We start from the raw sequence: 15,470 nt of genomic DNA on the forward strand, positions 1-15,470 counted from the left end.
CGGGGGCCCACGCCCGGAGTTCCCAACATGTGGTTCAACAACGAGTCCGCGCGGCTGGTGCCGCAACTGTCCGAATGGATCGCCCGCCTGCTCAACGGCCAGCCCATCGAGCCCAGCGGGCAGCTGGCCGTCCACCCTTCCCTGCGCCAGTCGCTGGAACGCCTGCAACTGGCCTGGCGGCAACAACGCACGGCCCTGGACAGCCGCGAGCCGCCACCCTGTACGGAGGAAGAGCTCACCGCCCTGCAGCGCCAGCTCGATGACGGCCTCAGCCGGCAGGCGCTGATCCAGGCACAGCTCGACGCCGCCTACCAACTCCTTGGGGAGCAACAACAACGCCTGGCAGTCTGGGACCAGGAGCAGCGCGCCTGGGAGCTGACCCGCCAGACGCTCACCGAAGGCAGCTGGGACCTGCTGGTGGCCAACGGCGACGCGGACCATCCGCAGAGCCGCATCTGCTGGTCCGAACAGTTCTGCGCACTGGTCGGCTACAGCCGCACCGAACTGCCCGACAGCTGGGACAGCTACAACCAGGTCACCCACCCCGACGACTTCAAGCGGGTGATGCGGTGCTTCGGCGAGCTGATCCGCGATCCATCGCCAGACGCGTCCTACGTGGCCGAGTACCGCATGCGCCACAAGACCCGTGGTGAGATCTGGTTCCGCGAGCGCGCGCGCTGCCTACGGGACGAGCGCGGCGTGCTGCTGCGGGTAACCGGGGCGGTGCGCGACATCAGCGATGAGAAGCAGGCCGAGGCCGCGCGCCAGCGGGAACAGGCAGCGATGCAGGCCACCTACGGCCAGATCGCCCAAGTGGTGGGTGTGATCAAGGCCATTGCCGACCAAACCAACCTGCTGGCCCTTAATGCCGCCATCGAAGCGGCCCGCGCCGGCGAAGTTGGTCGGGGATTCTCGGTGGTGGCGGACGAAGTGAAGAACCTCGCCCGCCGCACGCGTGTGGCCACACAGGAAATCCAGGACATGCTGGAGCGGCGCTGACGCGGTCGTCATTTCGTAGTGTGCGTGGCGCGTACCGGGAGCCTTGCACGGTGCTGAAGTTAACGGGTACGCATGGCCCCCCTGCGACGCCTGCTCGCCCAGTGCTTGATCTGCGGCCCCGCCGCACCGAGCCGTCCACACTCAAGTCGTCCGATAACCGCACAGAACCCCTTTTGATAAATTGACGCAATTAACTGGTTAGTACATTTTCATTGTCACACGCTCCGGCGCTTTTCAGCCGAGTGAGAACAACAATGGAGACCTGCCGTAATGACTCGCACTGTCCTCGTGCTCAACGGGCCGAACCTGAATATGCTCGGCACCCGTGAGCCCGCCACCTATGGCCATGAAACCCTCGCCGATATTGCTGCCCTGTGCAGCCGTAGCGCCGCCGAGTTGGGTTTCGAGGTGGACTTCCGCCAGACCAACCACGAAGGCGAACTGATCGACTGGATCCACCAAGCACGCGGTCGCTGCGCCGGCATCGTCATCAACCCCGCTGCCTGGACCCACACCTCCGTGGCCATCCGCGACGCCCTGGTGGCCAGCGAGCTGCCGGTGATCGAAGTGCACCTGTCCAACGTGCACAAGCGCGAGGAATTCCGTCACCACTCGTTCGTTTCCGCTATTGCCGTCGGCGTGATCTGCGGACTCGGCAGCCAGGGCTACAGCCTGGCGCTGCAGCACTTCGGCCAACTGTTTTCCAAGGGTTGAACACTATGTCCCAGCACAATCAATCCATCCTCGCCGGTCTGATCGGCGCAGGCATCCAGGCCTCCCGCACCCCCGCCATGCACGAGCATGAAGGTGACGCCCAGGGCATCCGCTACCTCTATCGCCTGATCGACCTGGATCAGTTGAAACTGGACACCAGCGCCCTCCCCGACCTGCTCAACGCCGCCCAGCGCATGGGCTACACCGGGTTGAACATCACCTTCCCCTGCAAGCAGGCGATCATTCCCCTGCTCGATGAGCTATCGCCTGAAGCCGCCGGCATTGGCGCGGTGAACACCGTCGTGCTGAAGGGTGGCAAGCGCGTCGGCCACAACACCGACTGCCTGGGGTTCGGCGAAGGTTTCCGCCGCGGCCTGCCGGAGGTCCAGCGACGTCAGGTGGTGCAGATGGGCGCGGGTGGCGCGGGCTCAGCCGTGGCTCATGCCCTGCTCGCCGAAGGCGTCGAACGCCTGACCCTGTTCGAAGTGGACGCTGTCCGGGGACAGGCCCTGGTGGACAACCTCAACCAGCACTTCGGTGTCGGCCGAGCCGCCCTCGGTACCGACCTGGCCAATGCCATGGCCGAGGCCGATGGCCTGGTCAACACCACCCCCATCGGCATGGCCAAGCTGCCGGGTACGCCGGTTCCGGCAGAACTGCTGCGTCCCGAGTTGTGGGTGGCGGAGATCATCTATTTCCCGCTGGAAACCGAGCTGCTACGCGATGCCCGCGCCATCGGTTGCCACACACTGGATGGCGGCACCATGGCCGTATTCCAGGCCGTGAAAGCCTTCGAGTTGATCAGCGGCCGCAGCGCCGACGCCGACCGGATGATGGCGCACTTCGCCAGCATGAACGGCTGATCCCCCCGTAGTGTGCGCTACGCGTACCGAAAACCCTGCGCGGGGCAATCAGCGCGCACGGCGCACCCTACGAACTCAATCCAGCACCGGTTTCAACAAGGCCTGCGCCTCGTACAGCGGCGTCAGGTAGCGCTGGCGCATCTCGTCGCCACTCATGCGTGAAGCATGGGTGGTGATGGTGAGGCTGGCCTTCAGCTCGCCCTTGCGATTGGTCAGGGGCACACCCAGCACGCACATTCCCGCTTCGTATTCCTGGTCCACCACGGCATAGCCCTGGGCCGATACCTTGTTCAGTTCCGCCTTGAGCTCGTCCATGCCGGTACGGGTGAAGGGGGTCAACTGGCGCAGCACGACCCGTGCGAAGTACGCCTCCAGCTCGTCTGCGGAAAACGACGCCAGCCAGATACGCCCGCTAGCCGTGCAGTACATGGGCATGCGCGATCCGGGACGAATCGACAGGGAGGCGATGTGGCTGTAGCGGCTACGGACGATGTGCACGATGTCATCGCCATCGCGCAGCCCCACCGAAACGTGCTCCTGAGTAGTCCGCGCCACCTGCTCGACTATGGGCCGCAACATGCGCGGCAACTGCGCCGAATCCACATAGGCCTGGCCTATGCGCAGGGACTTGGCGGTCAACCAGTAATGACGGCCATCGGTTTCAGCGAAACCTTCATGCACCAGGGTCAGCAGGAAACGCCGCGCCGCGCTCGCGGTCAGCCCGGACATGGCCGCGGCCTCCGGCACGCTGAGACGCGGATTATCGACACTGAACAGTTGCATCAGCGCCAGGCCTTTCTGCAGCCCGGCAATCAGATCCCGCTGGTGAATGACCGGCGTCTTCATTCCCACTCCCCTGTCCGGTTGATGTGCCTTTCCGTAGGGTGCGCCGTGCGCACCGGAAGCCCGCGTAGAAGATGCGGTGGACACAGCGCACCCTACAAGGAACCCATTCAGCTAATTTCGCCAAAAACTGCGATTATCGCAGCACCGTTGCGATAAACAACCGAGATGCCCGTCTGTTTCATTGGCCACTCCTTGGGCGCTGGCAATACTGCCGGCACAACAACAAGCCCAGGAGATCAGCATGATCCGTGGTTCGACCGAACTGGTGGCCATCATCGGCAGCCCCATCGCCCAGGTGAAATCGCCGGAAAACTTCAATGCCTGGTTCACAGAGAACGGCCAGAATCTGGCGATGATCGCCGTGGACATGGCCGAGCAGAATCTCGCCACGTTCATCCAGTCCCTGCGCGGCTGGAAGAATCTGCGTGGTTGCGTCGTCACTGTGCCTTACAAACAGGTATTGGCCAGCCAGCTCGACCAGCTCAGCGCCCGTGCTGCGGCCCTGGGTTCGGTGAACGTGATCCGTCGCGAGGCCGACGGCCGTCTGCTGGGCGATAACGTCGATGGCGAGGGCTTCCTCAAGGCTGCCCGCAGCCATGGATTCCAGCCGGTCGGGCAACGCGCGCTGGTAGTGGGCTCCGGTGGTGTCGGCGCCGCTATCGCCTACTCGCTGTGCGAAGGACGCGTGCGCCAACTGGTGATTGCCGACCTCGACCAACCCCGCGCCGAAGCCCTGACCAAGCGCCTGCGCGAGGCGTTCCCGCAGATCGAGATCAGCAACCGCTACGACAGCCTGGAAGCCTTCGACCTGGTGGCCAATGCCACGCCCGTGGGAATGGGCGGCACTGGCGAAATGCCCCTGCCCGGCATGTTGCTGGAAACCCTCTCCCCTGCAGCCCTGGTGGCGGATGTGGTGACCAGCCCGGTGGTCACACCACTGCTGGAGCTGGCCCGCAGCCTCGGTTGCCGCATCCAGACCGGCCCGGAAATGGCGCGCGCGCAGATGGGCAACCTGGGCGCGCACATGGGCGTGATGCCCCAGGACGCCTGAGGAGATCGTCATGAACACTGCCGTGAAAACACATCCTGCCGAGAATCTGGCCGGCACCTGGGACCTGGTCGTACTGGGCAGCGGCGCCGCTGCCTTTGCCGCAGCCACCACAGCTGCCTGCAAAGGCCTTAGTGTGCTGATGCTGGAGAAGGCGCCGTATTTCGGCGGCACTTCGGCGATATCCGGGGGCGCCGTGTGGATCTACGACAGCGACCAGGCCCGCGCCGCCGGCGTCCAGGACAGCGCTGAAGCGGTCCGCACCTATCTAAAGAAAACCGTCGGCCCCGGTTACAAGCCTGAGCTGGTGGACGCCTTTATCCAGAACGGCCGCGAGGCGCTGCGCTTTCTCGAACAGCACAGCGAACTGGCCTATGCCCTTCGTCCCTTTTCACCGGACTACTACCCGCTGGAAGACGGCGCCACCGACCGAGGTCGCGCGCTGGAGATAGTGGAGTACGACGGCCGTCGCCTGGGCTCGCACTTCAAGGACTTGCGCCGCCCGCCGGAAGGCATGCTGCTGTTCGGCGGCATGATGGTGAACCGCGTCGATATCCAACACTTTCTCAGCTTCCGCCGTTCGCCCCGCTCCCTCTGGCATTGCCTGAAGCTGCTGGCCCGTTATGGCCTGGACCGACTCGGCCATGACCGCGGCACCCGCCTGACCGTCGGCAACGCAATGATCGCTCGGCTGGCCACTACCGCCTTCGAGCATGGCGTGGAACTCTGGCTGGAAAGCAGCGGCGAGTCGCTGGTGGTCGAAGCGAACCGGGTGGTTGGCGTTCGCCTGCACAAGGATGGCCGACCGGTCGAAGTACGCGCCCGAGGCGGCGTGGTCTGCGCCATGGGTGGCTTCGCCGCTGGCCAGGTGGCAGCAGAATTCCGACCAGCTACCGGGAGGGAACACCTGACCATGTCCCCCGCCACCAACGCTGGCACTGCCCTCGCCCTGGCCGCCCAAGTGAACGCAGCAACCGGCGAAGACATGGCCGCCAACTTCTTCTGGGCACCCGTTTCACTGCTGCGCCGGCCCAATGGTGAGCCCGAATGCTTCCCGCACCTGGTCACTGATCGGGCCAAGCCGGGAATCATCGCCGTGAACAGTGCAGGCCAGCGTTTTACCAACGAGGCCGACTCCTACCACTGCTTCGTCCAGGCGATGCATCGGGAGGGGCTCGCGAGCTGCTGGCTGATTTGCGACGCCGAGGCCATGGGCCGCTACGGAATGGGGCTGGCGCGACCGAGCCCAGTGGACAACAGCGCCCTGGTGGAGGCCGGCTACCTGTTTCGCGCCAATACGCCCGAAGCACTGGCTCGTGCCATGGGTGTCGATCCGCACGGATTGGCCACGACACTCGTCCGTCACAACGAGGACGCCCGCGCCGGCAACGACCGCCAGTTCGGCAAGGGGTCCACCACCTACAACCAGTCCCTCGGCGACCCGCACCACAAGCCCAACCCCTGCCTGGCGCCCCTGGTCCGCGCCCCCTGGTACGCCATCCGCGTGCACACCGGTGATCTCGGGTCGGCGCGTGGACTGGTCACGGATGCCAACGCGAATGTGCTGGACCGCCACGGCAACCCCATCGCCGGTCTCTACGCTGCCGGCAATGACATGAACTCGATCATGGATGGCACCTATCCCGGCCCCGGCATCACCCTCGGCCCAGGTCTGACCTTCGGCTACCTCGCCGCCAGCCATATCGCCGAACACCTGAAATCCAGAGTCTGAGGACAACGCCATGTATTACGAACTGCGCACCTACACCATCAAACCCACCAAGCTGGCCGACTGGCTGGCGCTCTACCGTAGCCACTGCCTGGAACTGCAGACCGAGCACCTGGGCAAGCTGGTCGGTTTCTTCACCACCGAGTTCGGCGAGGCCAACCAGGTGGTGCACATCTGGGCCTACGACAGCCTGGATGAGCGCATCGAGCGCCGCACGAAGATGGCCGCCGACCCGCGCTGGGCCGAGTTCGGCCGGCTGAACAAGGAACTGGATGCCGTGGTGCATCTTGAATCGCGCCTGATGCGCCCCACCGGTTTTTCTCCGCTGCAATGAACGCCATGAACGAGCGCCACTGCGATGTGCTAGTGATCGGCTCCGGTGCCTCGGGTCTGGCGGCGGCGGTTACCGCCGCCCACCAGGGCCTGGAGGTGCTGGTTGCGGAAAAGACCGGCCAGATTGGTGGCACCAGCGCCTGGTCTGGCGGCTGGTTGTGGATTCCGCGCAATCCGCTGGCCCAGGCGGAAGGCGCGCCAGACAGCGAGGAAGCCGTCGAAACCTACCTGCGCGCGGAGCTGGGCGTCGATGAACTGGACGAACGCCAACGGGCCTTTCTCCAGCACGGACCGTTGATGGTGGACTTTTTCCAGCGCCACACCCACGTGCAGTTCTATTCCGGCAGCCGCATGCCGGACATGCACAGCTCGCCCGGTGCCGCGCGCGGAGGCCGTTCCCTCTGTGCCCAGCCCTATGACGGCCGTCAGTTGGGCCCCTGGCTGGACGCACTGTGCCCACCGCTGGACCTGATCAGCCTGGGTGGCATGGGGATCGCCAGCGGCGCGGACCTTGCGCATTTTCTCAACGCCAGCCGCTCACCGCGTTCCGCCTGGTACGTGGCCCGTCGTCTTCTGCGGCATTGGCGTGACTGGCTGTTGCACGGCCGGGGGCTGCACCTGGTCAATGGCAACGCCCTGGTGGCACGCCTGCTGCGCAGCGCACTCGACCTGGGCGTCCACCTGGAAACAGGTGCTGCCGCCACGCGTCTGCTGTGGGGCGAGCAAAGAGTCGCGGGTGCGGAGCTGAAGTTGGAAGGGCAACTGGTGAAAGTGCTGGCGCGCCGGGGCGTGGTACTGGCTTGCGGCGGCTTTCCCCATGACCGCCAGCGCATTGACCGGCTGTTCGGCCACGAGCACCTTTCCGCCGCCCCGAAAACCAATACGGGTGATGGCCTGAACCTGGGTGAAAGCGTAGGGGCACAGGTCGCCGACCGGCTGTCCAGCCCCGCCGCCTGGACTCCGGTGTCACGGGTGCCGCACAAGGACGGCAGTTTCAGCGGATTCCCGCACCTGATGGAACGGGCCAAGCCGGGTTTCATCGCCGTTCGCAGCGATGGCCGGCGCTTCACCAACGAAGCCGACTCCTACCACGACTTTATGAACGCTTTGTTCCGGGCTACCCCGGCCGGAGAAGAGCCGGCAGCCTGGCTGATTTGCGACCAGCGCGCACGGCGCCGTTACGGAATCGGCTACGTGCGGCCCTTCCCGTTCCCCACGGGCGGCCAAGTCCGCAGTGGTTACCTGAAGTCGGCCGCCAGCCTTGCCGAACTGGCGAAGCTGTGTGGCATCGACGGGGAGCAACTGCAAGCGACGGTGGCAACATTCAATGCCAACGCCGCATGCGGTGTGGACCCGGAATTCCAGCGCGGCGCCTCCGCCTATAACCAGGCCCAGGGCGAACCGCTGCACGGGCCGAACCCGTCATTGGGTGTGCTGGAGAAAGGCCCCTTCCATGCCGTGAAATTGCTGCCCGGCAGCCTCGGCACCTTCGCCGGCCTGCTTACCGATGCCTCGGCGCGGGCGCTGGACAAGCAGGGAACGATCATCCCCGGCCTTTATGCAGTGGGTAACGACATGGCAAGCGTGATGGGCGGGCACTACCCCAGCGGTGGAATCACCCTGGGGCCGGGGATGACATTCGGCTATGTCGCCGGTCTATCCCTTGCTCGCGAAAGGATCAGGCCTGCAGGTAGCGCAGCACCGACTCGCAGATCATCGCCTTGTGCCGGGCCTTGACCTCCTCGTCGGTGAGATCGATCTGGAAGATTTGGCCGAAAGTGTTGCGATTGGAGACGCGATAGAAGCAGAAGGAGCTGATAAGCAGGTGCAGGTCCAGCGCATTGACGCCCGCTCGGAACAGGCCTTCAGCCTGGCCGCGTTCGATGATCTCGCCCATCGCATCGAGGATGGTCGTGCTCATGGAACGGATGGCGTTGGACTGCTTGACGTACTCGCCGTAATGGATGTTTTCGATGGAGACGATGCGCACGAAATCGACGTTGCGGTCGTGGTGGTCGAAGGTGAATTCCACCAGCCGGCGGATCGCCTCACGAGGTTCAAGCTCGGCCAGGTGCAGCTTGCCTTCGGTGCTGCGGATATCGCCGTAGAGCTTTTCCAGCACTTCGACGTAGAGCTGCTCCTTGCTGCCGAAGTAGTAGTAGATCATGCGCTTGGAGGTATGCATGCGCTCGGCGATGGCGTCGACCCGGGCGCCGGACAGGCCCTGCTGGACGAACTCGGTAATGGCCGCCTGGAGGATGTTCTCGCGGGTTTTCTCCGGGTTGTTCTTGCGCCCTTTGCGAGGGGCCTCTGTGGGCAAGTCTTGGCGTTCGGCAGTTATTGTCATCTTGGGCTCACGGCCAGCGGAAACTGGGTGGATTATGGGCTGGGCGGCGGCCGTTAGGAAGCCTGGCGCAGGCAAGGCGCCAGGCTCCCGAGCGGTCTACAGTTTGGCCTTGGCGATGGCGCCGCTGCGCGCCTTGGCCATGGCCGCCAGGCGCACCGCAACGTTGGCCGCGCCGTAGCCGGCGTAGCCGTTCTTGCGCTGCAGGATTTCGAAGAAGAAGCGTCCCTCGAACGGCTCGGTGTAGACGTGGAACAGCTCGCCACCCTGGGCGTCACGGTCGTACAGCACGTTGTAGTAGGCCAGTTCGCTGAGGAACTCGTCGTCGAAATCGAAGCGTGCCGCCAGGTCGTCGTAGTAGTTGAGCGGGATATCCAGCAGCGGCACACCAGCGTCCTTGGCACGGCTCACCTCGGCAAAGATGTCCTCGCAGGAGAAGGCGATGTGGTGGGCGCCGGAGCCGCCATAGCTGGACAGCGCATGGGAGATCGCAGTATTGCGGTTCTCCGAGATGTTCAGTGGCAGACGGATGCTGCTGCAGCGGCTGCGCAGGGCGCGGCTCTTCACCAGGCCGTAAGGGTCCGGCAGCACGACTTCGTCGTCGGCCTCGAAGTCCAGCACGCTCTTGTAGAACAACACCCAGCTGTCCAGGCCGTCGGCCGGCAAGGCCAGGGCCATGTGGTCGATGCGCTCGAGCTGGCCGGTCTGGGCAGCATTGGCATCGAGCACGAAGTCACTGTCGTAAATCGTCTGTCCGGTCTGGGCCTGTTCTACCAGGTAGATCAGACTGCCATCCGGCGCACGCACGGCCGGAATCTCGCGCTCGTTCGGCCCGACCAGCCCACGGAACGGTTGTCCCTTGAACTCGCGGGCTCGCTCCAGCGCGCTGCCACTGTCCTTCACCCGCAGGGCGGTGGCGCACAGCGACGGGCCGTGGGCCTCGAAGTAACCGTGGGCAAAGGAATAGGGTTCGGCATTGAGCACGATATTGATATCGCCCTGGCGCAGCAGGTTGACCGCCTTGGAGCGGTGCTTGCCGGCGCGAGCGAAGCCCAGGCGCTCCAGCCAGTTGGCAAGCTTGGCGCCCTGCGCTTCGTCCACGGCGAATTCGAGGAATTCCACGCCGTCGTAGCGGCTGGCTGGCGGCGGCGAGAAGAGGATGTCCAAGTTGGCCGGCGGGCTCGGGTCCTTGGCCAACAGCTTGCGGGTTTTCTCTTCGAGGTAGAGCAAGGAGCGCAGGCCATCGGCGGCATTGGCGCGCGGCGGCGCGGCGCGGAAACCGTCGTTGAAGATTTCCAGCGACAGCGGACCGGTGTAGCCGCTACGGATGATCGGTGCGAGGAAGCCCGCCAAGTCGAACTCGCCCTGGCCGGGGAAGCAGCGGAAGTGCCGGCTCCACTCCAGTACGTCCATGGCCAGTAGCGGCGCGTCGGCCATCTGCACGAAGAAAATCTTGTCGCCGGGAATCTCGGCAATACCACTCGGATCGCCCTTGATCGACAAGGTGTGGAAGCTGTCCAGCAAGACGCCGAGGGCCGGGTGGTCGGCCTGGCGCACCAGGTTCCAGACTTGCTGCCAACTGTTGACGTGGCGGCCCCAGGCAAGCGCCTCGTAGCCGATACGCAGGTTGCGTGCGCCGGCGCGCTCGGCCAGCAGGCGCAGGTCGTCAACGAGGATTTCCTCGTCCGGCAGCGAGTCGGGCTGAACGTTGCTGCACACCAGCACCAGGTCGGTGCCCAGTTCCTGCATGAGGTCGAACTTGCGTTCGGCGCGGTCGAGGTTCTTCTGCAAGCGGTCGCGGCGGCAGCCCTCGAAGTCGCGGAACGGCTGGAACAGCGTGATGGCGATACCGAGGTCGGCGCACATCTGGCGGACTTCGCGCGGGCTCCCGGCGTAGTAAAGAAGGTCGTTTTCGAAGATTTCGACACCGTCGAAACCGGCGGCGGCAATGGCCTCGAGTTTTTCCGGCAGGGTACCGCTCAGGGAGACGGTGGCAATGGAACGCTGCATGCTTCAGCTCCTTGTGGGTGGGCGCTGCAACTACCTGTAGGGGTGAATTCATTCGCCAAGGGTCGCAACTCGGCCCCCTGTGAATCCCAAGGCAGACCTAAGGTCTGCCAGGCGAATGAGTTCGCCCCTACAACAGATTGCGAAAACCCTTCGTTTTCGTAGCTGGATCGATTATTCGCGCGTAAAGTCTGCCCAGCAATTCAATATGTACGAACCAGTTAGTTTTGTGTTCGATCAGCGAACAAAAGGCCGGTTATCGAATTGACGCTTTTTCGATCACTGCGCAACATGAACCCCATGTTGCAGACAACCCGTCGGGTGGCATCACTGCCAGCCCAGTCACCCGGAGGGTCCTGCGATGACAACCAAGCGTCACGACATAACAATTTCAAGAAACAGGTACCAGCTCATGCTCACTACCAGCCACCTGATCGAAGCCCCCTCCTCCAGCCGGCATGCCACGGCATCCAGACCGAGTGCGACCGCCACGTCGCCACTCTGAACTGACTCCCTGACACCACTCGGACAGCGATAACCGGAAAGCTCCCGACGAGCACCGTTACGCAAGCGTGCACGCGTTCCAACCAGGCCTTGCGCCGAGGAATGTGCGTCCGGCTACCTAACAAAAACAACGGAGACAACGATGGCTACTCCCTCCAGCTCCCAAGCCAAGAAAGCAACTGCCAGCGGGTGGATAGGCTCCGCCCTCGAGTATTACGACTTCTTCATCTATGCCCAGGCGGCAGCGCTGATCTTCCCGCAGATCTTCTTCCCGAACACCGACCCGAAAATGGCCATCATTGCCTCGCTGGCGACCTACGGCGTCGGCTACCTGGCGCGCCCGGTGGGTGCCTTCGTGCTGGGCCACTGGGGTGACACCCGCGGTCGCAAGAACGTGCTGCTGCTGTGCATGTTCCTGATGGGTATCTCCACCATGGCCGTCGGCCTGCTGCCCACTTACCACGATATCGGCATGCTTGCCCCGGTACTGCTGGTACTCCTGCGCCTGGTGCAGGGCTTCGCTGTCGCCGGCGAAATTTCCGGTGCCAGTTCGATGATCCTCGAACATGCGCCATTCGGACGACGTGGCTACTACGCCAGCTTCACCCTGCAAGGCGTACAAGCTGGCCAGGTGTTGGCGGCTGCCGTGTTCCTGCCACTGGCCTACTTCATGCCGAGCGAAGCCTTCAATGAGTGGGGCTGGCGGATTCCGTTCCTGCTGAGCGCCTTCGTCCTGGTAGCCGGCTTCATCATCCGTCGTGAAGTCCATGAGACCCCGGCCTTCGTCAACGAAGAGAACCAGCACAAAGTCGCCAAATCCCCGGTTACCGAAGCCTTCCGCCACAGCTGGAAGAGCATGGTGCTGGTGATGTTCATGGCCCTGATGAACGTGATCCCGGTCGTCGCTACCATCTTCGGTGCGGCCTACGCCGTGCAGCCGGCCTACGGCATCGGCTTCGACAAGAGCGTGTACCTGTGGATTCCCGTGGTGGGCAACATCGTCGCCGTGCTGGTCATCCCCTTCGTCGGCAACCTCTCCGACAAGATCGGCCGCCGTCCGACCATGATCGCCGGCTGCCTGGGCTCCGGTCTGCTGGCCTTCGTCTACCTCTACGCCATCAGCATCCAGAGTGTTCCGCTGGCCTTCTGCACCTCGATCCTGATGTGGGGCATGGTCTACCAGGGCTACAACGCGGTGTTCCCGAGCTTCTTCCCGGAGCTGTTCCAGACTCGCTTCCGCGTCTCGGCCATGGCCATCGCACAGAATATCGGCACCATGCTGACCGCCATGCTGCCGGCCCTGTTCGCCGCCGTCGCCCCGCCCGGCTCGGACAACATCCCGGTGGTGGTCGGCTGCATCGCCTTCCTCATCACCTGCGTGTGCGCCCTGGCTGCCTACGTGGCGCCGGAAACCCACCGCCTGGCCATGGACGACCTCGGCAACGCAAACGCCAAGCCGATGGACAAGCAGCAGTACGAGTCCAGCCGCGAGAACAGCATGCGCACAGTCAGCCACTGATCGCGCAAGCCACCTGAACAGAGAAGGCCCCAAAAGGGGCCTTCTCTGTTTCTACCGTTCCGATTCCGAGTGCTGATTCAGTCTATGACGACCCGCGATAGCAGGCACCTTGCGTAGGAACGAGCTTGCGCGCAAACATCTTCGAGCAGAGCCCTTCGCGAGCAAGCTCGCCCCTACAGGTTCAGCCGAGAGCAAGCTGCAGTGTCCTGGATAGCAGGCACGTTACGTAGGAGCGAGCTTGCCCGCGAACATCTCCGAGCAAGGCCTTTCGCGAGCAAGCTCGCTCCTACAGGTTCAGCCGAGAGTAAGCTGCAGTGTCCTGGATAGCAGGCACGTTACGTAGGAGCGGGCTTGCCCGCGAACATCTCCGAGCAAGGCCTTTCGCGAGCAAGCTCGCTCCTACAGGTTCAGCCGAGAGCAAGCTGCAGTGTCCTGGATAGCAGGCACGTTACGTAGGAGCGGGCTTGCCCGCGAACATCTCCGAGCAAGGCCTTTTGCGAGCAAGCTCGCTCCTACAGGTTCAGCGAGAGCGGGCGGCTCTCATCCCCGACGCTGCATCCACGCCGCGCCCAGGCCGCTCAGGCAGATGATGGCAATCCCCACCAGGCTGGTGACGTCAGGGGTGTGAGAGAAGATCACAAAGCCCAGCAACCCGGCGAACACGATCTGGCAGTAGCCGAAGGGCGCCAGCAACGCCGGTGCGGCCAGGCGGAACGCCTGGGTCAGCAATAGATGTGCGGTCATGCCAGCGCCTCCCAGGGCCAGCATCAGCAGACCATGCCCCATGGTCGGGACTTGCCAGAAGAATGGCACCAGGGCGCTCATCACCAGGGTGTTGCACAGGCCGGCAAAGAAGTTGCTGGTGGTCGGGCTGTCATGGGCCGCGAGCTTGCGGGTGAGCAACTGGTAAAAGCAGAAACCCAGGGCCGAGCAGAAGGGAAACAGGATGGCCGGGGTGAACAGCTCCCCACCTGGATGAACAACCACCAGCACACCAATGAACCCCATCACCACAGCAGCCCACTGGCCAACGCTGACCTGCTCCTTGAGCAAGGGCACCGAAAGCGCTGTGACCAGCACCGGCGCGAGGAAGTTGACCGCAGTCGCCTCCGCCAGGGGAATGTATTGCAGCCCCGCAGTGAACAGCAGGCTGGTGCTGAGCAGGCTCAATGCCCGCAACATCTGCAGCATTGGCCGCTTGGTGCGCAGTACGCGCAGGCCGGCCTGGGGCAGGAAAATACCGGCCATCAGGAGGGTATGCACCAGGTAACGGGCCCAGACGACCATCACCACCGGATAGAGGCCGCCCAGGTATTTGGACAGCCCGTCATGCCCGGCGAAGAGGAAGGTGGCCAACACCACCAGCACGATGCCCCGCAGCGGTTGGTTGGCTCCGGACAACGGGGTACTGATGCTCATGGGGTACTCGAAAAAAACGCGGCCCAGCCGGCCGCGTGAAGGGTGAACTCTCAGACCTGCTGAAGCAGCGTCCGCGCCTTATCCAGCGCCATCCTCGCGCGGTCCTGGGCGCTGACGCCCTGCTCCATCAACTGGCGCGTGGGTATTTCCAGGCTCAGGGGAATGTTCGCCGGGAGTGTCCTGAGCAACCCGATCAGGTCGCTATCACCATCGCCGGGGAAGCGCCGCTCGTTGCGCGCCTGACGAAGAATCTCGTCCATGTCGTCCGGCCGCGGGCCCGCCACATCACAAAGCTGGGCATAGCGCAGGCGCTCCGGGGCCAATTTTGCGAGGTCCTCCAGACGCGAGGCTGAGCGGTTGAAGTGGAAGGCATCCACCAGCACAGCGCCGTTGGTCCGCCCGGCGTTCTCCACGATGCGCACGGCCTGGACCAGGTCGCGCGCATCGGTCCAGGGCATGAACTCCAGGCTGGGATGCATGCCGTAAAGGCCGGCCAGATCGCAAAAGGCGGCGAAACTGTCGGTCATCCGCGCCTCGTCAGCGTCGTTGCCGGCCACCAGCACTTCCGTGGCCCCGAACTCGGCACCGGCGGCCAGGAAGGGCTCGAAATCGGCAACACGGGTTTCCGCCTTGAGCCGCAGTATTTCGATATCCAGCACTTTCACACCGGTGTCGCGCAGACGCTCGAGGGTCTGCCGACGCAACGCGGCATCAGCCACCAACGGGAAGTGATGTTCCTCGGGCGTGGCCGGCACCAGGCGCAGGCCGACATGGCTGTAGCCGGTACGTGCGGCTACTTCCACCATCTCCGGTGGAGAAAGTTCGAGGACGGTGAGTGCGGCGAGGGAGAAAACTCGATCAGTCATGCTCTTCTCGGAATCCAGTTCCACAATTTGCCTTGCGATATTTAGAACTTAGTTCCATTTATTCGCAAGAAAAAAATGAGGCCCTGTGACGAAAGCAGGATTCGCGAAGACGTGGACACGACGTGGGAATCTGTAGGGGCGATTTCAATCGCCAAGCAGCCCGAAGGGCTGCCCAGTGAGCAACATGGGACAGCTGTGCCGCCCTTGTCGAATGAGTTGGCTATGTCTGCATGACGTGTTGCAGGCAGCTGCATTGCCCGTAGGAGCTGGCTTGCCAGC

General features: G+C 63.8%; 12 protein-coding genes and 2 pseudogenes. 9 read left to right on the top strand and 5 right to left on the bottom strand.

Translation table 11 applies throughout. The features are described from left to right. Window positions 1–27 precede the first annotated feature (27 nt). The 4 genes and pseudogenes from AAHM40_RS26645 to AAHM40_RS26655 form a co-directional block, all read left to right on the top strand. Window positions 28–750 (top strand): annotated as a pseudogene (locus AAHM40_RS26645) (PAS domain-containing protein); the annotation flags it as partial. Then, window positions 724–987: pseudogene (locus AAHM40_RS27405) on the top strand (methyl-accepting chemotaxis protein); the annotation flags it as partial. The pseudogenes AAHM40_RS26645 and AAHM40_RS27405, both read left to right, overlap by 27 nt. Window positions 988–1,269: 282 nt before the next feature. Next, on the top strand, window positions 1,270–1,713 hold the full coding sequence (aroQ, locus tag AAHM40_RS26650) for a type II 3-dehydroquinate dehydratase (RefSeq protein ID WP_280284669.1): 444 nt from the start codon (window positions 1,270–1,272) through the stop codon (window positions 1,711–1,713). 5 nt (window positions 1,714–1,718) lie between these two features. After that, window positions 1,719–2,576 (top strand): shikimate dehydrogenase, encoded by an 858-nt coding sequence (locus tag AAHM40_RS26655; protein WP_342247381.1) that lies wholly within the window; start codon window positions 1,719–1,721, stop codon window positions 2,574–2,576. A 75-nt stretch (window positions 2,577–2,651) separates the two neighbouring features. Here AAHM40_RS26655 and AAHM40_RS26660 read toward each other — a convergent pair whose 3' ends face one another. Next, the gene (locus AAHM40_RS26660; RefSeq protein ID WP_342247382.1) at window positions 2,652–3,422 is read right to left on the bottom strand and encodes an IclR family transcriptional regulator domain-containing protein; all 771 of its coding nucleotides are present in this window, start codon (window positions 3,420–3,422) and stop codon (window positions 2,652–2,654) included. A 241-nt stretch (window positions 3,423–3,663) separates the two neighbouring features. On the opposite strand from AAHM40_RS26660, the gene AAHM40_RS26665 reads away from it, so the two are divergent. Genes AAHM40_RS26665 through AAHM40_RS26680 form a run of 4 tightly spaced genes read left to right on the top strand, consistent with a single transcriptional unit; the run spans window position 3,664 to window position 8,269 of the window. Next, entirely contained in the window at window positions 3,664–4,473 is an 810-nt protein-coding gene (locus AAHM40_RS26665; RefSeq protein ID WP_342247383.1) for a shikimate dehydrogenase family protein, read from the top strand. Window positions 4,474–4,483: 10 nt separating this feature from the next. Beyond that, window positions 4,484–6,202 carry an FAD-binding protein gene (locus tag AAHM40_RS26670; protein WP_342247384.1) on the top strand — a complete coding sequence of 573 codons (1,719 nt, stop codon included), beginning with the start codon at window positions 4,484–4,486 and terminating at the stop codon, window positions 6,200–6,202. A 10-nt stretch (window positions 6,203–6,212) separates the two neighbouring features. Then, complete coding sequence (locus tag AAHM40_RS26675; RefSeq protein WP_342247385.1) at window positions 6,213–6,533, top strand: NIPSNAP family protein; 321 nt, start codon at window positions 6,213–6,215, stop codon at window positions 6,531–6,533. Window positions 6,534–6,538: 5 nt separating this feature from the next. Beyond that, entirely contained in the window at window positions 6,539–8,269 is a 1,731-nt protein-coding gene (locus AAHM40_RS26680) for an FAD-dependent oxidoreductase (RefSeq protein WP_446731628.1), read from the top strand. Here AAHM40_RS26680 and AAHM40_RS26685 read toward each other — a convergent pair. Both AAHM40_RS26685 and quiC read right to left on the bottom strand, forming a co-directional pair. Continuing rightward, window positions 8,211–8,879 carry a TetR family transcriptional regulator gene (locus AAHM40_RS26685; RefSeq protein ID WP_342247387.1) on the bottom strand — a complete coding sequence of 223 codons (669 nt, stop codon included), beginning with the start codon at window positions 8,877–8,879 and terminating at the stop codon, window positions 8,211–8,213. The two genes, AAHM40_RS26680 and AAHM40_RS26685, sit on opposite strands and share 59 nt — an antisense overlap. A 96-nt stretch (window positions 8,880–8,975) precedes the next feature. Beyond that, the gene (quiC, locus tag AAHM40_RS26690) at window positions 8,976–10,886 is read right to left on the bottom strand and encodes a 3-dehydroshikimate dehydratase QuiC (protein ID WP_342247388.1); all 1,911 of its coding nucleotides are present in this window, start codon (window positions 10,884–10,886) and stop codon (window positions 8,976–8,978) included. Between the two features lie 643 nt (window positions 10,887–11,529). On the opposite strand from quiC, the gene AAHM40_RS26695 reads away from it, so the two are divergent. Further along, a complete protein-coding gene (locus AAHM40_RS26695) occupies window positions 11,530–12,906 on the top strand; it encodes an MFS transporter (RefSeq protein WP_342247389.1) in 1,377 nt (458 codons plus the stop codon). A gap of 540 nt (window positions 12,907–13,446) precedes the next feature. Here AAHM40_RS26695 and AAHM40_RS26700 read toward each other — a convergent pair. Both AAHM40_RS26700 and AAHM40_RS26705 read right to left on the bottom strand, forming a co-directional pair. Further along, window positions 13,447–14,325 carry a DMT family transporter gene (locus AAHM40_RS26700; RefSeq protein ID WP_342247390.1) on the bottom strand — a complete coding sequence of 293 codons (879 nt, stop codon included), beginning with the start codon at window positions 14,323–14,325 and terminating at the stop codon, window positions 13,447–13,449. Window positions 14,326–14,375: 50 nt separating this feature from the next. Beyond that, the gene (locus tag AAHM40_RS26705; protein ID WP_342247391.1) at window positions 14,376–15,191 is read right to left on the bottom strand and encodes a sugar phosphate isomerase/epimerase family protein; all 816 of its coding nucleotides are present in this window, start codon (window positions 15,189–15,191) and stop codon (window positions 14,376–14,378) included. Window positions 15,192–15,470: the final 279 nt, after the last annotated feature.

The organism is Pseudomonas sp. OTU5201, from assembly GCF_038440135.1.
Classification (GTDB): domain Bacteria; phylum Pseudomonadota; class Gammaproteobacteria; order Pseudomonadales; family Pseudomonadaceae; genus Metapseudomonas; species Metapseudomonas resinovorans.